We start from the raw sequence: 21,833 nt of genomic DNA on the forward strand, positions 1-21,833 counted from the left end.
GCCTAAGTGATGGGGTCCAGGACAAAGATGCGTACGGCTACTGCCACGCCCACGGCCCACAGCATGGAGGTGAGCGTGCCGATGATGAACCGCTCGGCTGCGGCAGGGGTCTCCTTCAGCTCCGCGTATCGGCCCAGGCCCTTGATCGCGACCACGTAGGCGATGGCCACGGGCTCGGAGGCCAGGATGGCGGTGGCGACCGCGAGGCGCTCCAGGAAACCGATGAGCAGACCGCCGCGGAGCACCGCCTCCGCGGGCGGGACGGACGCCGCCGGGCCGGCGGCGGGCGCCGTCGCCTGCGGTTCGGGCCCGCCCGGCGGAGCCTCGGCGTGCACCTGGAGCCCGGGGCCGCCCGGTGCGGAAATCCGCAGATCCAGCACCTGGTCCGCGGCAGGATCGGCAGGCGGGGGCGCGGCACGGGGCGGGTCCACCACCCGGGCCAGGCGCAGCACCAGCAGGGTCAGCGGCCACCCGAGCACCGCTGCGGCAGTCAGTGCCAGGACCACCCAGAGCGTCTCGACCATCATCCGTCCCGTCCATCCTCTGCTGGCTGCCTGCTCCGCGTCGTGCGGCCGGCCGCCGACCCCTGGGGCTCCGCGGCCTGCCGGTCAGCTTCGGCCAGCAGGTCCGCAGCGACGGGGCGGGCGGCCCATTCCTCTTCCCATCCCGCCCGCAGTGACGCCTTGCTGACGGACTGCGAGGTGATGCCGAGCCTACGTGCCGCCTCCGACTGTGCCCCCCAGCGACCCGGCTCCAGCTCGTCAAGGATCCGCCACTCGGCCTCGGAGCGTTCCTGTACGAGGCGTGCCAGCAGGACGAGCACCGCTTCGGCTGCGGCGGCTGCGGGGCTGCCCTCTACGGCGACGCCGGGCCGGGCCCCGGACTTCTTCGACCGGTCCACGGCACGGCGGGCCGCCACGAAGGCCTCCCCGGCACCTTCGCGGGAGGCAGCCGGCAGGGGCAGGCGCACCGGCCCCACCCCGATGCCGATATGCCAGCGCCCGTCACGGACGGCGCGCAGCGCGACGTCGATCACGGCGGCGGGGTCCTCCAGCACGCCCTGGACCTCGTCCCCCACCGTGCGTTCAAAGGGCAGGACGGCAGGAAGGTCGGCCAGCAGGCCGAGCAGTGCGGGGACTGCGTCCGGGCTGCTGCGGCTGTTCTTCTGGTCCAGAGTCATGACGAACATATTTGAGACCGTATACGTGCTCAAACCGATTTACAACCGTTTGGGGGCTCAAATCGATTTGAGCTTCTAGAACAGGCTGACCGGCTTCACGATGTCCGCATAGATCAGCAGGGCTCCCATGACCATCAGGAGCACGGCCATCGCATAGGTGAGCGGGAGCAGCTTGGCCATGTCGAAGGGCCCGGGATCCGGGCGGCGGAACAGCTTCGCCACGCCGCGCCGCAGCGACTCCCACAAGGCCCCCGCCACGTGGCCGCCGTCCAGCGGCAGCAGCGGAATCAGGTTGAACACGAACAGCGCCAGGTTCACGCTGGCTACCAGCCCGATCAGCGTAGCGACGCGGGACTCGACGTCGATGCTTTCCATGGCGGAGATCTCCCCGGCGATCCGCCCGACTCCCACCACGCTCATCGGCCCGTTGGGATCCCGTTCCTCGCTCGAGAACGCGGCCTGCGCCACATCCACCAGCCGCTGGGGCAGGTTGATCACCACCCCCGCGATGCCCTGGAGGTTCTCCCCCACCGTGGGCAGGACTGTGGAGACCGGCTGGCGGACCAGCTCCTGCGAGGCGCCAACACCGATGAAGCCGACCTCCTCGGTCAGGGCGTTGCCGGCGTCGTCCGTGGCGGCGGTGCCGTCCTCCGCCGCCACCGGGCGCTCGGTCAGCAGCGGAGTGATCACCGTGTCATGCCGGACGCCGTCGCGCTCGTAGGTCAGCGGGACCTCCCGCCCGGCGGCCTCGCGGATCCAGCCGGAAAGCTCCGCCCAGCTGGTGACCTCCCGGCCGTCGAAGGCCGTGATGGTGTCCCCCGGCAGCAGCCCGGCCTCGTGGGCCGGCGCCGCAGGGTCCTCGGCCGTGCAGGCGGTCTGGCCGGTCTCGGCCTGGCGCTGGGTGGTGACCACGCACTCGTTGACCGAGGCGAGGGTGGTGGTGGCCTGCGCGGTGCCGAAACCGCTGAGCAGCACGCCGAAAAGCACCGTGCCGATCACCAGGTTCATGAACGGTCCGCCGAGCATGATGATGATGCGCTTGATGACGGGCAGCCGGTAGAAGACCCGGTTTTCGTCGCCGGGCTGCAGCTGCTCGGCTGAGGCCTGCCGGGCGTCCGCCGCCAGCTGCTGGAACATGCCGGTGCTGGAGGCGCGGACCGCGCCGTGGTCCTCCCGGTTCGGCGGGAACATGCCGATCATGGACACGTAGCCGCCGAGCGGGAGGGCCTTGACCCCGTATTCGGTTTCGCCGCGGCGCCGCGAGAAGACGGTGGGCCCGAATCCGATCATGTACTGGGTGACCCGGACCTTGAACAGTTTGGCGGGCACCAGGTGCCCCACCTCGTGCAGGGCGATGGAGACGGCGATGCCGGCCGCCACGAAGAGCACGCCAAGGATAAAGAGCAGAACGGTCAACGGAGGTCCTTCGGATCAGTCAGGGCAGGTGCCCCTTCAGCGTCCACAACGTTCGCGGGCCAGCCGGCGTGCCCGCTGCTCCGCGGCCAGCACCGACTGCAGGCTGAGGGGCCCGTCCTCCACATGCGCGTCGAGTACGGCGGTGATCGTATCAACGATGTCTGTGAACCGGATGAGACCGTCGTGGAAGGCGTCCACGGCCTCCTCGTTGGCGGCGTTGTAGGCGGCCATGAACGTGCCGCCGCGGGCCGCGGCGGACTTCGCCAGCGCGACGGCGGGGAAGGCCTCCTCATCGAGCGGCTCGAAGGTCCACTGGGCTGCCCTGGTCCAGTCGCAGGGCTTTGCGGCGCCCGGCACGCGCAGCGGCCAGCCCATGCCCAGGGCGATCGGCAGGCGCATGTCCGGCGGGGAGGCCTGGGCGATGGTGGAGCCGTCCACGAACTGCACCATGGAGTGCACAATCGACTGCGGGTGGACCACCACGTCGATCCGCTCGAGCGGAATGTCGAACAGCAGGTGCGCCTCGATCACCTCGAGGGCCTTGTTGACCATGGTGGCGGAGTTGGTGGTCACCATCCGGCCCATGTTCCAGGTGGGGTGCGCCAGCGCCTGCTCGGGGGTGACGTCGTCGAGCTCCGCCCGTTTCCGGCCGCGGAAGGGGCCTCCGGATGCGGTGACGATGAGCCGGTCCACCTCGGTGAACGTTCCCGCGCGCAGCGCCTGGGCCAGGGCCGAGTGCTCCGAATCGACCGGCACGATCTGCCCGGGGCCCGCGGCGCGGCGGACCAGTTCCCCGCCGACGATGAGCGACTCCTTGTTCGCGAGGGCGAGCAGGTGGCCGGCGGACAGGGCGGCAAGGGTGGGTTCAAGGCCGATGGAGCCGGTGATCCCGTTCAGCACGACGTCGGCGGCGGGCCAGGCCGCGACGGCCGAAGCGGCCTGCGGGCCGGTGAACAGCTCGGGCTCATAGCCGGAGACGCCGGCGTCCGCGGCGGCTGCCCGGATCGCTTCCCGAAGGGTCGGCAGGTCCGCGGCCGCGCACCCGACCGCCTCCGCACGGGTATGGACGGCCTGCCGGGCCAGCTGCGCGAGGTTTCCGCCGCCGGCGGCCAGGGCGACGATCCGGAAGCGCTCCGGCGCTCCGTCGGCGACGTCGATGGCCTGGGTGCCGATCGAGCCGGTCGAGCCGAGCAGGACCACGCGGCGCGGGATGTCTTCGGACGGATAGGAGGCGGAAAACACGGCGGCGGACGGGTCGGGAAGCTGCATGGTCCCAGTATCCCGCACACGGGCCCGCGGCGGCCTCCCGGGTGCAGTGCGGCGGGCCTCCGCCGGGCTAGCCGAGTCCGGCCACGGCCTCCGTGATCGGAGTGCTTCCGCTGATCAGGCCCAGCACCTGGCCGGCGCCGTTGCCGGTGCGGACCAGTTCGGCCAGCACCGCGGCGACGTCGGCGCGCGGGATCTCGCCGTTCTCCGCACCCGGGGCCAGTTCCACCAGCCCGCCGGCCGGGTCGTCGGTGAGCCGACCCGGGCGCAGGATGGTCCAGTCCAGGGCGGCCCTCGACCGCAGGTCCTCCTCGGCGGCGAGCTTGGCCGCCAGGTAGGCGTGCATCACTTCGTCGAGGCCCTCGGGCCGGGCTCCGTCGCGCACGGATTCCACGCCGCTGGAGGAGATCTGCACCAGCCGGGGCACGCCTGCCTCCTCTGCGGCGGCGGCGAGCAGCACAGCCGCGCCGCGGTCCACCGAGTCCTTGCGGTCAATGCCGCTGCCCGGCCCGGCGCCGGCGGCGAACACCGCGACGTCGGCCCCGGTCAACACCTGCACGACGTCCTCGGTCGTGCTGTTTTCCAGATCGATGACGACCGGTGCCACACCGTCGTGCTCCAGGTCCGGAATGTGGTCGGGGTTGCGGATCAGTCCGGCCACGTCGTTTCCGTCGGCCACCAGCAGGCGGGCGGCGATGCGGGCAATCTGTCCATGGGCTCCAGCAATCACGATTCGCATACCCGGGGTAACGGACGTCACCGGAAAATCATTCCCCTGCTTATTGTTTCCGCCTTTGTACTACGCGCTGACACCGGCGCGGCGCAGGGTCTGCTCGGCCTGGCGGAGCAGGGGGCCGTCGATCATCTCCCCGCGGAAGCGGAACACCCCGCCCTGTCCGGATGCCTCCGCGAGCTCGCGGGCATAGGCGACGGCCTCCTCCGATGGGGCGTAGGCGGCGCGGACGGCTGCTGCCTGGGAGGGGTGGATGCAGGCCTTCGCGGCGAAACCGGAGGCGGCGGCGTCGGCTGCCTCGGCCTCCAGGCCGGCCAGGTCCGGAATGTTGCCGTAGATCGCATCGATCGCTCCCTTGCCCGCGGCCCCGGCGGCGAGCAGGACGGTGGAGCGGGCGGTGGCGGCAACGTGCCGGTAGCGCCCCGAGGCGTCGCGGCTCGATTCGCCGCCCAGGCTGGCGATCAGGTCCTCCGCGCCCCACATCAACGCGGTGACGTTCTCCAGCCGCGCGATCTCCGCGGCCCGCACCACGCCCGCCGCGGTCTCCAGCAGGGCGACGACGTCGTACCCGGCCAGCGCATCGGCGAGCGCGTCCGGGTCCTCGGCCTTGGCCGCCATGACCGTGCGGAACGGGGTGGCGGCGAGCGCCTGGAGGTCCGCCTGGAAGTCCGGGCTGCCCACCGGATTCACCCGCACAATCGTGCGGCCGGGATCCAGGGCCGCCGTGCGCAGGTTGGCCCGCGCGGCGTCCTTGTCCGCGGGCGCGACGGCGTCCTCCAGGTCCAGGATGACCGCATCGGCGCGGTCGGCGGCCTTGGCGAACCGGTCGGCGCGGTCACCCGGGCAGAACAGCAGGGCGGGGCCCATGGGGAAGGTGGTCATCTTTGGCGTGCTCCTATCGTCATCCCAGGCAACCCAACTTACCCGGGACCGGCCGGACCCGGCTGAGCGGGGCGTGCCGGGACGGCGTCAGGAGTCGGGGCAGCGGTGCCCTGCTCCGCTGCGTGCCCGGCCTCGGTCCACATCAGCGCGGTACGGGTAAAGGTGGCCACCACGGTGCCGTCCTGGTTGCGGCCGGTGTGGGACAGGGTGACGATGCCCTGCCCCGGCCGGGATCCGGAGAGCCGCTTGTCGGTCACGAGGGTCTCGGAGTAGAGGGTGTCGCCGTGGAAGAGCGGATGCGGAAACGACACATCCGTCAGGCCCAGCTGCGCCACCAGGGTGCCCTGGGTCAGCTGCGCCACGGACTGGCCGACCATGACGGCCAGCGTGAGCATGGAGTTGACCAGCCGCTGCCCGAAGGGCTGCCCGGCGCTGTAGGCGGCATCCAGGTGCAGCGGCTGTGAATTCATGGTCAGCGTGCTGAACAGGACGTTGTCCGCTTCGGTCAGCGTGCGCCCCGGGCGGTGGGCGTAGACCGTGCCGGTGTCCAGCTCGTCGAAGTACAGTCCCCGCTGGAGCACGACCCGGCCGGCGGCTGCTCCGGCGGCCGGGCCGGTGTCAGGCTGCCCGGTCAAGAGCCACCTCCAGCGGGGCGCCGGTGGCGGCGGTGACGTCCTCGACGCTGACGCCGGGAGCGGTCTCCCGCAGCACCAGCCCGGCCGGCGTCACCTCGATGACGGCGAGGTCGGTGACGATCAGATCCACGCACCCCCGCCCGGTCAGCGGCAGCGAGCACTCGGACACGATCTTCGGGCGCCCGGACCGGTCCACGTGTTCCATCATGACGATCACCCGCTTGGCCCCGAAGACCAGGTCCATGGCCCCGCCCATGCCCTTGACCATCTTGCCGGGGATCATCCAATTGGCCAGGTCGCCGTTGGCGGCAACCTCCATCGCGCCCAGCACGGCGACGTCGACGTGCCCGCCGCGGATCATGCCGAAGGACGCTGCCGAGTCGAAGAACGCGGCGCCCGCGTTGACGGTGACCGTCTCCTTTCCGGCGTTGATCAGGTCAGCGTCGACGTCGGCCTCCGAGGGGTAGGGCCCGACGCCGAGCACGCCGTTCTCCGAGTGCAGGACCACTTCCACCCCGTCGGGAATGAAGTTGGGGATGAGGGTGGGCATGCCGATGCCCAGGTTCACGTACTGTCCGTTGCGCAGCTCGCGGGCCACCCGGGCGGCGAGCTCGTTGCGGGTCAGCGCCATCTCAGGACTCCTTCGACTGGGCGACGGTGCGTTTTTCAATCCGTTTCTCCCCCGGCCCGGTGTGCACCACGCGCTGGACGAAGATGCCCGGGACGTGCACCTGCGCCGGATCGAGCTCGCCGGGCTCCACGAGTTCCTCCACTTCGGCGATGGTGATCCTTCCGGCCATGGCGCAGAGCGGATTGAAGTTCATGGCGGTGGCCCGGAACACGAGATTGCCGTGCCGGTCCCCCTTCCAGGCGTGCACAAGCCCGAAATCGGGGGTGAGGGACTCCTCCAGGACGTAGGACCGGCCGCCGAAGCTGCGCACCTCCTTGGCGGGCGAGGCGACGGCCACGTTGCCCTCGGCGTCGTAGCGGCGGGGCAGGCCGCCCTCGCTGACCTGCGTGCCGACGCCGGCGGGCGTGTAGAAGGCAGGAATGCCGGCCCCGCCGGCGCGCAGCTTCTCGGCCAGGGTGCCCTGCGGGGTGAGTTCGACCTCCAGTTCGCCGGCCAGGTACTGGCGGGCAAACTCCTTGTTCTCCCCCACGTAGGAGCTGACGGTGCGGCGGATCCTCCCGTCGGCCAGGAGCCGCCCGAGCCCCCAGTCGTCGACCCCGCAGTTGTTGCTTACGGTTTCCAGGCCGGTGGTGCCGCGCGCGTGCAGCGCTTCAATGAGTGCCGCCGGAACTCCGCACAGCCCGAAACCGCCCACGGCCAGGGACGCGCCGTCGGGAATGTCCACGACGGCCGCCTCCGCGCTGGCCACAACCTTGTCCATCATCTGCCGGTCCTCCTGAATCGCCGTTGATCAGAGTCCGAGGTCCCGGGCGATCAGCATCAGCTGCACCTCCGTGGTGCCTTCGCCGACCTCCAGGATCTTCGAGTCGCGGTAGTGCCGGGCCACCCGGAATTCGTTGATGAACCCGTAGCCGCCGAAGACCTGCGTCGCGTCGCGCGCATTGTCCATGGCCGCCTCGCCCGCGATCAGCTTAGCCATGGCCGCCTGGGCTTTGAAGGGACGACCCGCCAGCAGCCGCGCGGCGGCGTCGTACCAGGCCAGGCGGGCGGTGTGTGCGCGGGCGGCCATCCGGGCAATCTTGAACTGGATGCCCTGGTAGGTGCCGATGGAGGCGCCGAACGCCTGCCGTTCCTTCGCATAGCGGACGGCCTCGTCCACGCAGCCCTGCGCGGCTCCGGTGGCAAGGGCGGCGATGGCGATCCGCCCCTCATCGAGGATGTTCAGGAAGTTCGCGTATCCGCGGCCCTCGGTGCCGAGCAGGTTCTCCTCCGGAACGCGGACATCGGCCAGGCTGAGCGGGTGGGTGTCGGAGGCGTTCCAGCCGACCTTGTTGTACGCCGGTTCCGCCCGGAAGCCCGGGGTATCGGTGGGCACCAGGATGGTGGAGATCTCCTTGCGCACGCTGCCGTCCGCGGTTTCCCGCGTGCCGGTGACGGCGGTGACCGTGACCAGCCGGGTGATGTCGGTGCCGGAGTTGGTGATGAACTCCTTGGAGCCGTTGATTACCCACTGCCCGTCCTCGCGGCGGGCCGTGGTGCGGGTGCCGCCGGCGTCGGAACCTGCCTCGGATTCGGTCAGGCCGAAGCCGGCGAGCGCTTCGCCGGAAGCGAGCATCGGCAGCCACTGCTGCTTCTGTTCCTCCGTGCCGAAACGGTAGATGGGCATCGCGCCGAGGGAGACGGCGGCTTCCAGGGTGATCGCCACCGACTGGTCCACCCGCCCGATTTCCTCCAGCGCCAGCCCGAGGGCTAACGCGTCGCCGCCCATGCCGCCGTATTCCTCGGGGAACGGCAGCCCGAACAGGCCCATTTCTCCCATCTGCGCGACGACCTTGTACGGGAAACTGTGCTCCTCGTCGTGGCGGGCGGAGACGGGGGCGATCACCTCGTCGGCGAACTCCCGGACCGCGGCGACCAGGTCGCGGTGTTCGTCGCTGAGCTCAAAGTCCGGCATGGGCTGCTCCTTCGTTGATGGCTGCGGTTTCGGCGGCGGTTTCGGCGGCGGCTGCCGCCGGCTCCGGCGCGGGGTCCGGGTCCGGATGGATGAGGGCCAGCTGCTGCCCCGCCTTGACGAGGTCTCCGGGGCGCAGGGTGAGGTCGACGACCCCGGCCACGGGTGCGGTGAGGCGGTGCTCCATCTTCATGGCCTCCACGCTGAGCAGCAGGTCCCCGGCCTGCACCCGGGCGCCGTCGGGCACGGCCACCGCGGTGACGGTGCCGGGCATCGGGGAACGGACGGCGGGGTCGGCGGCGCCGGCGGGACGGCCGGCCGCGGCCAGCCGGGCGGCCAGCAGCTCCCGGCGGGACGGCACCTGCAGGGCGGTGCTCCAGCCTCCGGCCCCAAGCCACCAGGTGGGACCGGTGTCCGGGTCCGCGGCCGGTTCGACGGCGGCGGCCCAGCGGTGCCGGACCCCGTCCAGTTCCAGGCCGGCCTCGCCCGGTGCCAGGGTGAGCGCCGCGGGGACGGACGGGCCGCCGCCGATGCTGATCACCCAGCCGTCGGGCCCGCCGCGCAGCTCGACGTCGGTTCCCGCGCCGCCGCCGGCCGGCAGCACGGTGATCCGCTGCGGGGCCGGGGCGCCCAGCCGAAACCCGTCGGCCCGTGCCCAGGCGCTGCCCGTCCCCTGCCCCGGCGCCTCCCCAGGCGGTGCCGCGGCCCCGGATGCATGCAGCAGTGCGGCTGCGGCGATTTCGGGTTCCTGCGCCGCGCGGAACTCGAGGTCCGGGAGCCGCCGCTCGATCAGGCCCGTGTCCAGGACGCCGGCGCGCACGTCGTCGTCCGCGGCGAGCAGGCGGAGGTACTCGATGTTGGTGCCCACGCCGAGCACCTCGGTGCGGGCCAGGGCGTCGTCCAGCCGGTCCAGCGCGGTGCCCCGGTCCGGCGCCCAGGCGATGACCTTGGCTAGCAGCGGGTCGTAGTCGGTGCCGATCCGCAGGCCCGGCACCAGCGCGGAGTCGACCCTCAGGCCCGGCCCGGCGGGTTCACGCAGGTGCAGCACGGTGCCTCCGGCGGGCAGGAAACCGTCGGCGGGGTTTTCCGCGTAGACGCGCGCCTCGACCGCGTGCCCGTCCAGCCGGATGTCCTCCTGCCGCAGCGCCAGGGCTTCGCCCGCGGCGATGCGGACCTGCCATTCGACCAGGTCGACGCCGGTGACCAGCTCCGTCACGGGGTGCTCGACCTGCAGCCGGGTGTTCATCTCCATGAAGAAGAACTCCCCGGGGGCGTCGGCGGGCACCAGGAACTCGACCGTGCCGGCGCCCACGTAACCCACGGAGCGGGCGGCGGCGCAGGCCGCCTCCCCCATCCGGGCCCGGGCGGAATCATCCAGCAGCGGGGAGGGCGCCTCCTCGATCACCTTCTGGTGCCGGCGCTGCAGGGAGCATTCGCGTTCACCCAGGTGGATGGTGTGCCCGTGCCGGTCAGCCAGCACCTGAACCTCGATGTGCCGGGCCGTGGGCACCAGCCGCTCGAGCAGGAGCGTGTCATCGCCGAAGGCGGCTGCGGCCACCCGGCGTGCTGCAGCCAGCGCCGCCGGCAGCTCGGCTGCGGTGTGGACCGCCTGCATGCCCTTGCCGCCGCCGCCGGCCGACGGCTTGATCAGCAGCGGAAAGCCGACGTCGGCCGCGGCCGCGGTCAGCGCCGCGTCGTCCAGGCCGGGTTCGGAGACGCCGGGAACCACCGGCACCCCGTGGCCGTGCACGTGGTTGCGGGCGTTGATCTTGTCCCCCATCAGCCGCAGCGCGTGCGTGCCGGGTCCGATGAACACGATTCCGGCGTCGGCAAGCGCCTCGGCCAGGGCCGGGCTTTCGCTGAGGAAACCGTAGCCGGGGTGCACGGCGTCCGCGCCTGCGCGGTGGGCGGCGCGGACCAGTGCGGGAACGTTGAGGTAGCTTTCGGCCGGCGCGGCCGGTCCCAGCCGGACGGCGACGTCGGCCTCGCGGACGTGGCGGGCACCGGCGTCGGCGTCGCTGTAGACCGCGGCGGAGCGCAGGCCCATCCGGCGCAGCGTCCGGATGATGCGGACGGCGATTTCGCCGCGGTTGGCGACCAGGACGGTGCGCAGGCGCGGGTCGGGGGTGCTGGTCATCAGTGCCTCACATCCGGAACAGGCCGAAGTTGCTGTCGGGCAGGGGCGCCTGGGCACAGGCGGCGAGCGCCAGCGCCAGCACCCGGCGGGTGTCCGGCGGATCGATCACGCCGTCGTCCCAGAGCCGGGCGGTGGAGTACCAGGGGTTGCCCTGCTCCTCGTAGGCCTCACGGATGGGGGCCTTGAACGCCTCCTCGTCCTCCGCGGACCAGCTGCCGCCGGCTGCCTCCAGCCCGTCGCGCTTGACCGTTGCGAGCACGGCGGCCGCCTGGCTGCCGCCCATCACGCTGATCCGCGCGGCCGGCCACATCCACAGGAAGCGCGGCGAGTAGGCGCGCCCGCACATGGAGTAGTTGCCGGCGCCGAAGGAGCCGCCGATGACGACGGTGAGCTTGGGTACGCGGGCCGTGGCGACGGCGGTGACCATCTTCGCGCCGTGCCTGGCGATGCCGGCGGCCTCGTAGTCCCGGCCGACCATGAAGCCGGAGATGTTCTGCAGGAAGATCAGCGGAATGCCGCGCTGGTCGGCCAGTTCAATGAAGTGGGCACCCTTGAGCGCCGATTCGCCGAAGAGGACGCCGTTGTTGGCGATGATGCCCACCCGGTGCCCGTCCAGGCGGGCGAAGCCGGTGACCAGGGTGGGCCCGTACTCCTTCTTGAACTCGTGGAACGTTCCGGCGTCCACGAGCCGGCGGATGACCTCATGCACGTCGTAGGGGGTCTGCGGATCGGTGGGCACCACGTCGTAGAGCTCCGCCGGGTCCCGCTCCGGTTCCACCGGCCGGACCGCGGTCCAGCTGCGCTCGGGCGGGGCCAGGGTCGCGACGATGTCGCGCACGATCTCCAGCGCGTGCCCGTCGTCTTCGGCGAGGTGGTCCGCCACCCCGCTGGTCCGGGCGTGCAGTTCGCCGCCCCCGAGTTCCTCCGCGGTCACCACCTCGCCGGTGGCCGCCTTGACCAGCGGCGGGCCGCCCAAAAAGATGGTGCCCTGGTTCCGGACGATCACCGTCTCATCGCTCATCGCCGGGACGTAGGCTCCACCGGCGGTGCAGGATCCGAGCACAGCGGCGATCTGCGGGATGCCGGCAGCGGACATCCGCGCCTGGTTGTAGAAGATGCGGCCGAAGTGCTCACGGTCCGGAAACACCTCGTCCTGACGCGGCAGGAAGGCGCCGCCGGAGTCGACCAGGTAGATGCAGGGCAGCCGGTTCTCCAGCGCAATCTCCTGCGCGCGCAGGTGCTTCTTCACGGTCATCGGATAGTAGGTGCCGCCCTTGACGGTCGCGTCGTTGCAGACAACCATCACCTGCCGCCCGTGGACGAGTCCGATGCCGGTGATCAGCCCCGCGCCGGGGCACTCGCCCTCGTACATGTCCTCGGCCGCCAGCGGTGCGACCTCCAGGAAGGGGCTGCCTGCGTCCAGCAGCTGCCCGACCCGGTCGCGGGGCAGCAGCTTGCCCCGCCCGAGGTGCCGCTGCCGGGCCCGGTCCGGGCCGCCCAGCGCAGCGCGCCGCAGCCGTTCGTGCAGCTCCGCGGCGAGCCTGCGCTGTCCAACGCCGGGCGCGGCGGCATCCGTTCCGGGGCCGTGCGGGGAATCCAGGGTCTTCATCGACGTCCTCGTCCTAGCTTCGGTGCGGCTGCCTCCCGGACAGCCCGGTTAGCGGTCATTAACTGGGCCACACGTTAGTGGCTATTAACCGAACTGTCCACCACAATGGAACCGTTCCTGCTCCCCCGGGTTTCGTGCCCGGCCGCTAGCGAAAGGCATGCATGGGCACCGCCAACGACATCCCCGTCCGTTCCACCGGACGCAGCCAGGCGAAAGCCTCCCGGCGCACCGCCGTGCTCGCCGCCGCGGCCGCGCTGTTTGCCGAGCGCGGCTACAACGGGGTGTCCATCGAGGAGCTCGGTGCGGCGGCCGGCGTCAGCGGTCCGGCCGTTTACCGCCACTTCCCCAGCAAGTCGGCGGTGCTCTCCGCCCTGCTCATCGGCGTCAGCGAGGACCTGCTGGAGGGCGGGCGTGCCGTCGTCGGCGAATCCTCCACCGCCGAGGAGGCGGCAAGCGGGCTGATCGAGTTCCATGTGGACTTCGCCCTGGGCCAGGCGGACGTCATCCGCGTCCAGGACAGGGACCTGGCCAGCCTGGCGGAGGAGGATGAGCGCAGGGTGCGCTCGCTGCAGCGCCAGTACGTGGAGGTCTGGGTGGACGCCGCGGCGGCACTGCACCCCGATTCCGACCTGCCGCTGCTGCGCCGCCGGATCCAGGCCGTCTTCGGCCTGATCAACTCCACCTCGCACACCGTGGGACGGCGGATGTCCGCCCGTGAGACCGCGCGGCTGCGCTCGCTGCTCGAACGCATGGCCTGGGCCGCGCTGAATGCCTAGTACGCTGGAGACCGATACCCCTGAGCAGAAAGACCTGCCGTGAGCACACCCGCTGACATCCGGCTCCGCGCCGTGGAGCCCTCCGACCTGGAGAAGTTCTTCACGCATCAGCTGGACCCGAGCGCCAACCACATGGCCGCCTTCGCCGCCAAGAATCCCGCCGACCGAGGCGTCTTCGACCACCACTGGCACTCCATCCTCAACGACGGCGGCGTCACCGTGCGCACCATTGAGGCCGACGGCGAGGTGGTGGGCAGCATCCTGGCCTACAGCAGCCCCGACGCCGCCCCGGAGATCAGCTACTGGATTGACCGGGCACGCTGGGGCCAGGGCATTACGACCGCAGCCGTCGGCCTGTTCCTCCAGGAGTACACCGCACGCCCCCTGCGCGCCCGGGCGGTGGCCGACAACGTCAGCTCGATCCGCATCCTCGAGAAGTACGGCTTCAAGGTCATCGGCGAGGCCCAGGGCTTCGCCAACGCCCGCGGCGCCGTCGTCCGGGAGCTCGAACTCGAACTGTCCTAGTCCGTCCGCCGGCCGTCCGCAGCGAAGCGGACGGCCGGCACGGCGGGTCAAGCCCGGGACGCCTGCACTGCAGGCGTCCCGGGCTTCAGTCCTTAAGGCTCCCCGCTCCGCCGCTTAGAAGGCCAGGGCGAGGGCCGGCTCCCGCAGCACGTCGCCCAGGTCGGCGAGGAATCGGGAGCCCTGTTCTCCGTCCACCAGCCGATGGTCGAAGGACAGGCTGAGCGTCATCACCTCACGCAGCGCGATCGCTCCCTCGTGCTCCCACGGGATCCGCCGGACGGCGCCGAGCGCCAGGATGGCGGCCTCCCCCGGGTTCAGGATCGGCGTTCCGGCGTCGACGCCGAAGCTGCCGACGTTGGAGATCGAAAACGTGCCTCCGGTCAGCGCCGAGGGCTGGCTGCGGCCGGCGCGTGCGGTGGCGGTGAGCTCATTGATCGCCGCCGCCAGGCCGTGCAGGTCCAGCGCCTGCGCATCCTTGATGTTCGGCACCAGCAGCCCGCGCTCCGTCGCCGCCGCAATCCCCAGGTTGACGTAGCGGTAGCGGATGATCTCCCGGCCCTGCTCGTCCCACCGGGAGTTCAGGTCCGGATGACGGCCCAGCAGCACGCAGGCGGCCTTGGCCGCCATTGTCAGCGGGGACAGGCGGATTCCCTCGTAGGCGGGCCGGGTCCGCAGGCGCCGGAGCAGGTCCATGGTCGCGGTCACGTCGACGGTCAGGAACACGGTGGCGTGCGGCGCCGTGAAGGCGCTGGCCACCATGGCGGCGGCGGTCATCCGCCGCACGCCCGCAATGGGAATGCGCTCCTGCCTCGGATCGGCGTCCATTCCGGAAACCGGCAGGACGGCCGGAGCCGCCCCGCCGGATACGGCCACAGGGGCGGCGGGCGCTGCGGCAGGGGCGTCCGCCGCGGCACCGTTTCCGGCGGCGGCCAGCACGTCGGGGCGCTGCACCAGGCCGTCCGGGCCGCTGCCGGTCACCTGTTCGAGGTCCACCCCCAGGTCCCGGGCCAGCTTCCGGACCGGCGGCGTCGAGCGGCGCCTGGTACCGCCGGCCGGCACTGCGGGAACAGTGCGCGCCGCGGCAACATCAGGCACGGCGGCAGCGGGCTCCGCCGGGGCGGTCGCCGGGGGTGCAGCAAGGGCACCCGCGGCGGGCGCATGCCCGCCGCTGAAGGCCTGGACCTGCAGTCCCGTCCGCGCGCGGCGGGCCGGCCTGCCGGTGGAGTCCGGCGGCGCGCCGTAGCCGACGAGGGTGGGCTCCCGCGTCGGGGCCGGCTCCGCCTCTCCGCCGGCGTCCGGCCGGCTGGCCGGAGGCTCCGCCGGAGTCCCGGGACCGGCATCGGCGCCGTCGGCGGCCGGAATGTCGAAGGAAACGATCGGTGCGCCCACCTCGACCACGGTGCCGGGCTGCTCGTGCAGGCGTGCGACGACGCCGGCGTAGGGCGAGGGCAGTTCCACGATCGCCTTGGCGGTCTCCACCTCGGCGATCACCTGGTTCAGCGTCACGGTGTCTCCCTCGCTGACCCGCCAGCTGAGGATCTCGGACTCGGTGAGCCCCTCCCCGAGGTCGGGCAGGCAGAACTCGCGGATCATGCGCCCACCCCCTGCACGGCCGGCACCTCAAGCGGAGGGACCGGGGCATGCCCGCCGAGCGGATTCAGCGAGTTCGGACGGCGCATCACCCGGTCAATGCCGTCGAGGATGCGGTCCAGGTCCGGCAGGTGGTGCTGTTCCAGCCGGGCCGGAGGGTACGGCACATCAAAGCCCGTCACCCGGACGGGGGCGTGTTCCAGCCAGTCGAAACAGCGTTCGGTGATGACCGCCGCGATTTCAGCTCCGGGCCCGGCGACCTGGGCCGCCTCGTGGGCGATCACCAGCCGTCCGGTGCGGCGGACGGAGGCCTCGACGGTCGGCAGGTCCAGCGGCGCCAGCGAGCGCAGATCAATCACCTCCACCGAGATGCCCTCGGCTTCAGCCGCCGATGCGGCTTCGAGGGCGGCCGGCACCAGCGGCCCGTAGCTCACCAGGGTGGCATCGGTTCCCGGCCGCACCACCCGGGCCGCTCCCATCGGCAGATCCGCCGCAGCGTGCTCGTCCACCTCGCCCTTGGCGTGGTAGCGCCGTTTGGGCTCGAAGTAGAGCACCGGGTCATCCGAGGCAATCGCCTGGCGGATCAGGGTGTAGGCGTCCTGGGGGTTCGAGGCGGAGACCACCCGCAGCCCGGAGGTGTGCATGAAGTACGCCTCCGGAGACTCCGAGTGGTGCTCCGGGGACCCGATGCCCCCGCCGAACGGCACCCTGATGGTCAGGGGCAGCCGGACGGCGCCGCGGGTACGGTAGTGCATCTTCGCCACCTGGGAGACGATCTGGTCGAACGCCGGATAAATGAACCCGTCGAACTGGATCTCCACCACCGGGCGGTAGCCGCGGAACGCAAGCCCGACCGCGGTTCCGACGATGCCGGACTCGGCCAGCGGAGAGTCGATCACCCGGTGCGCGCCGAAGTCCTTCTGCAGCCCGTCGGTAATCCGGAAGACCCCGCCGAGGGTGCCGATATCCTCACCGATCAGCACCACCTTGGGGTCCTCCTCCATGGCCCGGCGCAGGCCGGCATTGATCGCCTTGCCGAGGGTCATGGCGCTCATGCCCCACCTCCGGCCGGGGTTCCTGCCTGCGGTTCGGCGAACATGGCCAGGTACCGTTCGTAGTCGCCCTGCTGGCCTTCCAGCCAGCTGTGCGGTTCGGCGTAGACGTGGGCGAAGACCTCCAGCGGCTGCGGATCCGGCATGCCGATGCATCCGGCGCGCAGGCGGGCCGCGACGTCGTCGGCGGCCTCCCCCACGCGCGCCCGGAAGTCCTCGGAGAACGCTCCGGCGGCCGTCAGGTGGGCCTCGATCCGCGACAGCGGATCCCGCGCGCGCCAGTCCTCCAGCTCGTTGGCGTCGCGGTAGCGGGTGGGGTCGTCGGCCGTGGTGTGCGGGCCCATGCGGTAGGTGACGGCCTCGATGAAGGTGGGCCCTCCCCCGGTGCGGGCCCGTTCCAGGGCCGCCCGGGTGGCGGCGAGCACCGCCAGGACATCGTTGCCGTCCACCCGGATGGAGGGAATCCCGAATCCGGGCGCCCGGTGGGCGATGGGGACGCGGGCCTGCACGCCGACGGGTTCGGAGATGGCCCAGTGGTTGTTCTGGCAGAAGAAGATCACCGGGGCCTGGAAGCTGGCGGCGAAGACCATGGCCTCGTTGACGTCGCCCTGGCTGGTCGCGCCGTCACCGAAGTAGGTGATGACGGCGTCGTCGCTGCCCTCGGCCGCGATGCCCATGCCGTAGCCGGCGGCGTGCAGCGACTGCGCGCCGATGATGATCTGGGTGGGGGCCAGGTTCACCTCGAACGGATCCCATGCGCAGCCGGCGTTGCCGCGCCAGACCTTCAGCAGGTCTTCAGGGGCGACGCCGCGGCAGTAGGCGACGCCGTTCTCGCGGTAGCTGGGGAAGACGAAGTCCGAGGGGCGCAGGGCGCGGACCGAGCCGATCTGCGACGCTTCCTGGCCGAGCAGCGGCGGCCACAGGCCCAGCTGGCCCTGGCGCTGGAGGGCGGTGGCCTCGGCGTCGATGCGCCGGATCACGGCCATGTCCTCGTAGAGGTCCTGCAGGGCGGCGTGGTCGATGTCCTGGACCAGGGGGTCGTAAAGCGCGTCGGCCACCCGCTCGCCGTCGGGCCTGATGAGTTGGAGCAGCGGTTCGTCGGGGGCAGTTCCGGAGTTCTCGGGGTGCCGTACCGGGGTATGCAGGGACACTTTGATGCGTATCCTTCCAGGGTCGGGCCCCTGGGGTGGCGGGGCCATACCGGACTCCGGGCTCCGTTGCCCGGTTACGTGTGACCATACTCACACTGACCACGGGGCACAACCATCGGGCGCCAGACTGCGCATCCTGCCCTGCCCGTGGTCCGGATCACCTGTTAGCGTTGCGCACTATGCCTCTCCTGGATCGAACCGACCTCCGCCTGCTCCTGGCACTCGCGCGGGAGCCCGGACGCACCGTCGTCGCCCTCGCCGCCCACCTGGGCATTTCGCGCAACACCGTGCAGGCCCGCATGAGCCAGCTGGAGCGCCGGCGGGTGTTCCTGCCATTCGAGCGCCGGATCGATACCGGCGCATTGGGTTACGCGCTGCTGGCCTTCGTGCAGGTGCATGTGCGGCAGCAGCAGCTCGAGGAGATCGTCACCGCGATCGAGGATCTTCCGGAGGTGGTGGAGGCCCATGGGCTGACGGGCGACGCCGACCTCCTGCTGCGGGTGGTGGCTGCCGACGCCGAGGAGCTCTTTGCCGTCAACCGGAGGCTGCTGGCCATCCCCGGGGTGGAGCGGTGCGACACGAACCTGGCCATGGGCGAGCTGATTCCCTTCCGGGTGCAGCCGCTCATCGAACGCGGGCTTGCCGGCGAACAGGTGCCGGCGCAGGAATGAAAGCGGAGGCAGGGTCCGCACCAGGTGCGGACCCTGCCTCCTTGGGGTCCCGGCCGGTATCCCCCCTCGGCCGGGACGTCTGCGGCGCCGCGGGCGCCTCTGCCCTGATCTATCGGCAGCTGCAGCTCCGGGGTCAGCCGGAACCGGTTATTCCCTGCACCTTTCGGCGGGAATCCGGCCGCTGCGCCCCCGCGGCGCCTCCGTCATCAGTGGTCCACCGCCTTCTCGGCACCGACGCCGGTCAGTGACCGGACCTCCATTTCCGCCTGCTTTTCCGGCGACTCCACTCCCTTGTCGGTGACGGTGCCCAGCCAGCCGAGGATGAACGCCAGCGGAATGGACACGATGCCGGGGTTGGAGAGCGGGAAGACCGCGAAGTCCGCGCCGGAGATCATGGACGTCTCCGCCCCGGAGACCACCGGGGAGAGGATGATCAGCAGGATCGCGGAGCCCAGGCCGCCGTACATGCTCCACACGGCGCCCCTGGTGGTGAACCGCTTCCAGTACAGCGAGTAGAGGATGGTCGGCAGGTTGGCGCTGGCGGCGACCGCGAAGGCCAGCGCCACCAGGAACGCCACGTTCTGCCCCTGGGCGCCGATGCCGCCCAGGATGGAGATGATGCCGATGACGACCACGGTGCGGCGGGCCACCTTCACTTCGCCGGCCGAGTCCAGTTCGCCCTTGCGGACCACGTTGGCGTAGATGTCGTGGGCGAACGACGCGGCGGCGGTGATGGTGAGGCCGGCGACCACCGCAAGGATGGTGGCGAAGGCCACCGCCGCGATGACGCCCAGCAGGATCGGGCCGCCCAGCGCGAAGGCCAGCAGCGGGGCCGCGGAGTTGACGCCGCCCGGGGCGGAGATGATGGCTTCGCGTTCGATCAGGGCGCCGGCGCCGTAGCCGAGGACCAGGGTGAACAGGTAGAAGAAGCCGATGAGCCAGATCGCCCAGACCACGGAACGGCGGGCCTCCTTGGCCGTGGGCACCGTGTAGAAGCGCATCAGCACGTGCGGCAGGGCCGCGGTGCCGAGGACCAGGGCCATGCCGAGGGAGACGAAGTCGAGCTTGCTCGCGTCGGTCTTGCCGTACTGCAGCCCCGGATCGAGGACCGCGGCGGTGCCGCTGGTCTCCACGGCCGCACCGAGCAGCGAGGAAAGGTTGAATCCGTGCAGCGCCAGGACCCAGATCGTCATGACGAAGGCTCCGGCGATCAGCAGGACGGCCTTGATGATCTGCACCCAGGTGGTGCCCTTCATGCCGCCGACCAGTACGTAGAGGATCATCAGGCCGCCGACGACGGTGATCACCAGCGACTGGCCGATCCGGGAATCGATGCCCAGCAGCAGCGAGACCAGCCCGCCGGCGCCGGCCATCTGGGCCAGCAGGTAGAAGAAGCAGACGGCCAGCGTGGTGATGGCCGCGGCGATCCGCACCGGGCGCTGCTTCAGCCGGAAGGAGAGCACGTCCGCCATGGTGAACTTGCCCGTGTTGCGCAGCATTTCCGCCACCAGCAGCAGAGCCACCAGCCAGGCGACCAGGAAGCCGATGGAGTAGAGGAAGCCGTCATAGCCGTTGATGGCGATGGCGCCCACGATGCCGAGGAACGACGCCGCGGACAGGTAGTCGCCGGCGATGGCGGTGCCGTTCTGCGGGCCGGTGAAGGACCGCCCGGCGGCGTAGTAGTCCGCCGCGGTCTTGTTGTTCCGGCTGGCGCGCAGGACCACCACCAGGGTGACACCGACGAACAGCCCGAAGATCGCAATGTTGAGCCAGGCGGTGTCCTGGATGGCCTCGGCCGACACCGCTTCGGCGGCGCGGATGGATGCGGTGTTCATCGGGTCTCCTCCGGGCGGCTGACGCCCTGGGCCTCAAGCTCAGTGCGGATTTCACTGGCGATGGGGTCCAGGCGGCGGTTGGCGTAGCTGACGTACCACATGGTGATGCCGAAGGTGCTGACGAACTGCAGCAGCCCCAGGATCAGGCCGACGTTGATGTTGCCGAAGACCGGCGTGGACATGAAGCCGTGTGCGTAGTCGGCCAGCAGCACGTAGGCGAAGTACCAGATGAGGAACGCGGCAGCCATCGGAAAGATGAAGCTGCGCTGGCGCTTGCGCAGCTCCTGCAGCTGCGGCGAGCCCTGGACCTCCTGGAAGTCGACATGGCCGGTGGGGCCCTGCCGGGTTGGCGGCTGTTCTTCAGCCATTGCTTCCTCCTCTGTTGGGCACGTTGCGCGTCGGATGCCTGCGATGCCACCCGCGCACGAATGTGATCAACCTCACTGTCACAGGGCAGGCGCCCGTCCATCCAGCCGAGCCGCGGCTGCGTCGGCAAACGGCGGCTGTGCTGCGGTGAACGGCAGCGGCCGCCGCCCACCGGCCCCGCCTGCGGTTATGGTGGTGGGCATGCTCAGCCCCGCCGTCGACATCGCCGTCATCTGCTCGCTGGCCGTGCTGACGGTCGCCCTGGTGGCGGCCCTGGGCTACCGGCTGACGAGGGCGCAGCGCGAGCTCGGCTCCGACGCCGAGCGGGCAACCTACGCCACGCTGCACACCGCCGCGCTGGCCGCCCGGCACCTCCGCTCAGGGCTGACGGAACACGGCGCCGCGCGCGCCGCGCGCCACCTGCGCGGGCTGTTGGGCTCACCGGTCCTGGTCCTGGCGGATGCCACCGGCGTCCTGGCCTGGGAGGGCGGCACCCCGGCCGGCACGGATCGGCAGCGGGCCGGCTTCGCCGCCGTCTCGGCGGGAGTCCTCGCGGGCGGGCGGGCCCGGGTACTGCGCGCACCGGAGCTGCGCGCCCTGGGGCTGGCCGGCGACGGCGGGGAGCTGCTGGTCTGCCCGGTGACCGCGAACGACCGGACGGTGGGCACCGTCGGAGTGTTTGCCCCGGCGATCAGCGCCGGCCTGATCCGGGCCGCCGACGAGGTGGCCGGCTGGATCGCGGTGCAGCTCGAACTGGCTGAGCTCGACTCCTCGAGGACACAGCTTGTGGAGGCGCAGATGCGGGCCCTGCGCGCCCAGATCAGCCCGCACTTCATCTACAACTCGCTGAACGCCATCGCCTCCTACATCAACACCGACCCGCAGCGGGCCCGGGAGCTGGTGGTGGAGTTTGCCGATTTCACCCGTTACTCGTTCCGCCGGCACGGTGATTTCACCACCCTGGCCGAAGAGCTGCGCTCGATCGACCGCTACCTGCTGCTGGAGCGGGCCCGGTTCGGGGACCGGCTCAAGGTGAGCCTGCAGGTGGCGCCCGAGGTGCTGGGAACGGTGATTCCGTTCCTGTCCCTGCAACCGCTGGTGGAGAACTCGGTGCGGCACGGCCTGGAGGCCATGGAGGGGCCCGGGCACATCACCATCTCCGCCACCGATGCCGGGACGCTGGCGGAGATCACGGTGGAGGACAACGGCGTCGGCATGGACCCGGACCGTCTGGCGGCCCTGCTCGCCGGGCACACGGACGACGGTGAGCACGTGGGGCTGCGCAACGTGGACCTGCGCCTGCGGCAGGTCTACGGCCCGGGGCACGGGCTTGTCATCGACACCGCGCCCGGGGCGGGCACCCTGATCACCATGCGGATCCCCAAGTCGCAGCCGGGCCGGCGCGGCTGAGCGTTGTAGTGTGGATC

Annotated in this window: 21 protein-coding genes; 4 read left to right on the forward strand and 17 right to left on the reverse strand. The window is 71.2% G+C overall.

The window, feature by feature from the left end:
* Nucleotides 1–2 precede the first annotated feature (2 nt).
* From AC5RV6_RS11705 to AC5RV6_RS11760, 12 genes are all read right to left on the reverse strand, one after another.
* Nucleotides 3–527 carry a hypothetical protein gene (locus tag AC5RV6_RS11705; RefSeq protein ID WP_494007503.1) on the reverse strand — a complete coding sequence of 175 codons (525 nt, stop codon included), beginning with the start codon at nt 525–527 and terminating at the stop codon, nt 3–5.
* Nucleotides 524–1,189, reverse strand: a complete 666-nt coding sequence (locus AC5RV6_RS11710) for a MarR family transcriptional regulator (RefSeq protein ID WP_494007504.1) — start codon at nt 1,187–1,189, stop codon at nt 524–526. The genes AC5RV6_RS11705 and AC5RV6_RS11710 overlap by 4 nt, the downstream gene beginning before the upstream one ends.
* 66 nt (nt 1,190–1,255) lie before the next feature.
* Complete coding sequence (locus AC5RV6_RS11715; RefSeq protein ID WP_494007505.1) at nt 1,256–2,596, reverse strand: M50 family metallopeptidase; 1,341 nt, start codon at nt 2,594–2,596, stop codon at nt 1,256–1,258.
* A gap of 36 nt (nt 2,597–2,632) precedes the next feature.
* Complete coding sequence (dxr, locus tag AC5RV6_RS11720) at nt 2,633–3,865, reverse strand: 1-deoxy-D-xylulose-5-phosphate reductoisomerase (RefSeq protein ID WP_494007506.1); 1,233 nt, start codon at nt 3,863–3,865, stop codon at nt 2,633–2,635.
* 67 nt (nt 3,866–3,932) lie between these two features.
* Nucleotides 3,933–4,601: an SDR family oxidoreductase gene (locus AC5RV6_RS11725; protein ID WP_494007507.1), complete on the reverse strand. Its 669-nt coding sequence runs from the start codon at nt 4,599–4,601 to the stop codon at nt 3,933–3,935.
* A gap of 60 nt (nt 4,602–4,661) precedes the next feature.
* Nucleotides 4,662–5,477 carry an HpcH/HpaI aldolase/citrate lyase family protein gene (locus tag AC5RV6_RS11730; RefSeq protein WP_494007508.1) on the reverse strand — a complete coding sequence of 272 codons (816 nt, stop codon included), beginning with the start codon at nt 5,475–5,477 and terminating at the stop codon, nt 4,662–4,664.
* A gap of 38 nt (nt 5,478–5,515) precedes the next feature.
* Nucleotides 5,516–6,112 (reverse strand): MaoC family dehydratase, encoded by a 597-nt coding sequence (locus tag AC5RV6_RS11735; protein WP_494007509.1) that lies wholly within the window; start codon nt 6,110–6,112, stop codon nt 5,516–5,518.
* A complete protein-coding gene (locus AC5RV6_RS11740; RefSeq protein ID WP_494007510.1) occupies nt 6,096–6,743 on the reverse strand; it encodes a CoA transferase subunit B in 648 nt (215 codons plus the stop codon). Before AC5RV6_RS11740 ends, AC5RV6_RS11735 begins: the two co-directional genes overlap by 17 nt.
* 1 nt (nt 6,744) lies before the next feature.
* The gene (locus AC5RV6_RS11745; RefSeq protein ID WP_494007511.1) at nt 6,745–7,506 is read right to left on the reverse strand and encodes a CoA transferase subunit A; all 762 of its coding nucleotides are present in this window, start codon (nt 7,504–7,506) and stop codon (nt 6,745–6,747) included.
* Nucleotides 7,507–7,533: 27 nt separating this feature from the next.
* Nucleotides 7,534–8,697 (reverse strand): acyl-CoA dehydrogenase family protein, encoded by a 1,164-nt coding sequence (locus AC5RV6_RS11750; RefSeq protein ID WP_494007512.1) that lies wholly within the window; start codon nt 8,695–8,697, stop codon nt 7,534–7,536.
* The gene (locus tag AC5RV6_RS11755) at nt 8,684–10,831 is read right to left on the reverse strand and encodes an acetyl/propionyl/methylcrotonyl-CoA carboxylase subunit alpha (RefSeq protein WP_494007513.1); all 2,148 of its coding nucleotides are present in this window, start codon (nt 10,829–10,831) and stop codon (nt 8,684–8,686) included. The genes AC5RV6_RS11750 and AC5RV6_RS11755 overlap by 14 nt, the downstream gene beginning before the upstream one ends.
* A 7-nt stretch (nt 10,832–10,838) precedes the next feature.
* The gene (locus tag AC5RV6_RS11760) at nt 10,839–12,440 is read right to left on the reverse strand and encodes a carboxyl transferase domain-containing protein (RefSeq protein ID WP_494007514.1); all 1,602 of its coding nucleotides are present in this window, start codon (nt 12,438–12,440) and stop codon (nt 10,839–10,841) included.
* 161 nt (nt 12,441–12,601) lie between these two features.
* Between AC5RV6_RS11760 and AC5RV6_RS11765 the strand changes: the two genes are divergently transcribed.
* Together AC5RV6_RS11765 and AC5RV6_RS11770 are read left to right on the forward strand one after the other, a co-directional pair.
* Nucleotides 12,602–13,216: a TetR/AcrR family transcriptional regulator gene (locus AC5RV6_RS11765; RefSeq protein ID WP_494007515.1), complete on the forward strand. Its 615-nt coding sequence runs from the start codon at nt 12,602–12,604 to the stop codon at nt 13,214–13,216.
* A gap of 39 nt (nt 13,217–13,255) precedes the next feature.
* The gene (locus AC5RV6_RS11770; protein ID WP_494007516.1) at nt 13,256–13,741 is read left to right on the forward strand and encodes a GNAT family N-acetyltransferase; all 486 of its coding nucleotides are present in this window, start codon (nt 13,256–13,258) and stop codon (nt 13,739–13,741) included.
* A 114-nt stretch (nt 13,742–13,855) separates the two neighbouring features.
* Here AC5RV6_RS11770 and AC5RV6_RS11775 read toward each other — a convergent pair whose 3' ends face one another.
* The 3 genes from AC5RV6_RS11775 to pdhA are packed head-to-tail and all read right to left on the reverse strand — an operon-like array spanning nt 13,856 to nt 17,534.
* Nucleotides 13,856–15,334: a dihydrolipoamide acetyltransferase family protein gene (locus tag AC5RV6_RS11775; RefSeq protein WP_494007517.1), complete on the reverse strand. Its 1,479-nt coding sequence runs from the start codon at nt 15,332–15,334 to the stop codon at nt 13,856–13,858.
* The gene (locus AC5RV6_RS11780) at nt 15,331–16,386 is read right to left on the reverse strand and encodes an alpha-ketoacid dehydrogenase subunit beta (protein ID WP_494007518.1); all 1,056 of its coding nucleotides are present in this window, start codon (nt 16,384–16,386) and stop codon (nt 15,331–15,333) included. The genes AC5RV6_RS11775 and AC5RV6_RS11780 overlap by 4 nt, the downstream gene beginning before the upstream one ends.
* Nucleotides 16,383–17,534, reverse strand: coding sequence for a pyruvate dehydrogenase (acetyl-transferring) E1 component subunit alpha (gene pdhA, locus AC5RV6_RS11785; RefSeq protein WP_494007519.1), 1,152 nt, complete (start codon nt 17,532–17,534; stop codon nt 16,383–16,385). Before pdhA ends, AC5RV6_RS11780 begins: the two co-directional genes overlap by 4 nt.
* 179 nt (nt 17,535–17,713) lie before the next feature.
* Here pdhA and AC5RV6_RS11790 point away from each other — a divergent pair, with 179 nt between their 5' ends.
* Nucleotides 17,714–18,205 (forward strand): Lrp/AsnC family transcriptional regulator, encoded by a 492-nt coding sequence (locus tag AC5RV6_RS11790; RefSeq protein ID WP_494007520.1) that lies wholly within the window; start codon nt 17,714–17,716, stop codon nt 18,203–18,205.
* Nucleotides 18,206–18,411: 206 nt separating this feature from the next.
* Here the strand turns inward: AC5RV6_RS11790 and AC5RV6_RS11795 are convergent, their stop codons facing one another.
* Both AC5RV6_RS11795 and AC5RV6_RS11800 read right to left on the reverse strand, forming a co-directional pair.
* The gene (locus AC5RV6_RS11795; RefSeq protein ID WP_494007521.1) at nt 18,412–20,040 is read right to left on the reverse strand and encodes a monocarboxylic acid transporter; all 1,629 of its coding nucleotides are present in this window, start codon (nt 20,038–20,040) and stop codon (nt 18,412–18,414) included.
* On the reverse strand, nt 20,037–20,408 hold the full coding sequence (locus AC5RV6_RS11800; RefSeq protein WP_494007522.1) for a DUF485 domain-containing protein: 372 nt from the start codon (nt 20,406–20,408) through the stop codon (nt 20,037–20,039). The genes AC5RV6_RS11795 and AC5RV6_RS11800 overlap by 4 nt, the downstream gene beginning before the upstream one ends.
* A 199-nt stretch (nt 20,409–20,607) precedes the next feature.
* On the opposite strand from AC5RV6_RS11800, the gene AC5RV6_RS11805 reads away from it, so the two are divergent.
* On the forward strand, nt 20,608–21,816 hold the full coding sequence (locus AC5RV6_RS11805) for a sensor histidine kinase (protein ID WP_494007523.1): 1,209 nt from the start codon (nt 20,608–20,610) through the stop codon (nt 21,814–21,816).
* The last annotated feature ends 17 nt before the right edge of the window (nt 21,817–21,833 follow it).

This window comes from Arthrobacter saudimassiliensis (assembly GCF_059090665.1).

Excerpts from the sequence above, each read along its gene's own strand:
- AC5RV6_RS11795 (WP_494007521.1), bottom strand. The coding sequence starts at position 20,040 with ATGAACACCGCATCCATCCGCGCCGCCGAAGCGGTGTCGGCCGAGGCC.
- AC5RV6_RS11705 (WP_494007503.1), bottom strand. The coding sequence starts at position 527 with ATGATGGTCGAGACGCTCTGGGTGGTCCTGGCACTGACTGCCGCAGCG.
- dxr (WP_494007506.1), bottom strand. The coding sequence starts at position 3,865 with ATGCAGCTTCCCGACCCGTCCGCCGCCGTGTTTTCCGCCTCCTATCCG.
- AC5RV6_RS11800 (WP_494007522.1), bottom strand. The coding sequence starts at position 20,408 with ATGGCTGAAGAACAGCCGCCAACCCGGCAGGGCCCCACCGGCCATGTC.
- AC5RV6_RS11710 (WP_494007504.1), bottom strand. The coding sequence starts at position 1,189 with ATGTTCGTCATGACTCTGGACCAGAAGAACAGCCGCAGCAGCCCGGAC.
- AC5RV6_RS11775 (WP_494007517.1), bottom strand. The coding sequence starts at position 15,334 with ATGATCCGCGAGTTCTGCCTGCCCGACCTCGGGGAGGGGCTCACCGAG.
- AC5RV6_RS11745 (WP_494007511.1), bottom strand. The coding sequence starts at position 7,506 with ATGATGGACAAGGTTGTGGCCAGCGCGGAGGCGGCCGTCGTGGACATT.
- AC5RV6_RS11765 (WP_494007515.1), top strand. The coding sequence starts at position 12,602 with ATGGGCACCGCCAACGACATCCCCGTCCGTTCCACCGGACGCAGCCAG.
- AC5RV6_RS11755 (WP_494007513.1), bottom strand. The coding sequence starts at position 10,831 with ATGACCAGCACCCCCGACCCGCGCCTGCGCACCGTCCTGGTCGCCAAC.
- AC5RV6_RS11750 (WP_494007512.1), bottom strand. The coding sequence starts at position 8,697 with ATGCCGGACTTTGAGCTCAGCGACGAACACCGCGACCTGGTCGCCGCG.
- AC5RV6_RS11780 (WP_494007518.1), bottom strand. The coding sequence starts at position 16,386 with ATGAGCGCCATGACCCTCGGCAAGGCGATCAATGCCGGCCTGCGCCGG.
- AC5RV6_RS11760 (WP_494007514.1), bottom strand. The coding sequence starts at position 12,440 with ATGAAGACCCTGGATTCCCCGCACGGCCCCGGAACGGATGCCGCCGCG.
- AC5RV6_RS11805 (WP_494007523.1), top strand. The coding sequence starts at position 20,608 with ATGCTCAGCCCCGCCGTCGACATCGCCGTCATCTGCTCGCTGGCCGTG.
- AC5RV6_RS11790 (WP_494007520.1), top strand. The coding sequence starts at position 17,714 with ATGCCTCTCCTGGATCGAACCGACCTCCGCCTGCTCCTGGCACTCGCG.
- AC5RV6_RS11730 (WP_494007508.1), bottom strand. The coding sequence starts at position 5,477 with ATGACCACCTTCCCCATGGGCCCCGCCCTGCTGTTCTGCCCGGGTGAC.
- AC5RV6_RS11725 (WP_494007507.1), bottom strand. The coding sequence starts at position 4,601 with ATGCGAATCGTGATTGCTGGAGCCCATGGACAGATTGCCCGCATCGCC.
- AC5RV6_RS11740 (WP_494007510.1), bottom strand. The coding sequence starts at position 6,743 with ATGGCGCTGACCCGCAACGAGCTCGCCGCCCGGGTGGCCCGCGAGCTG.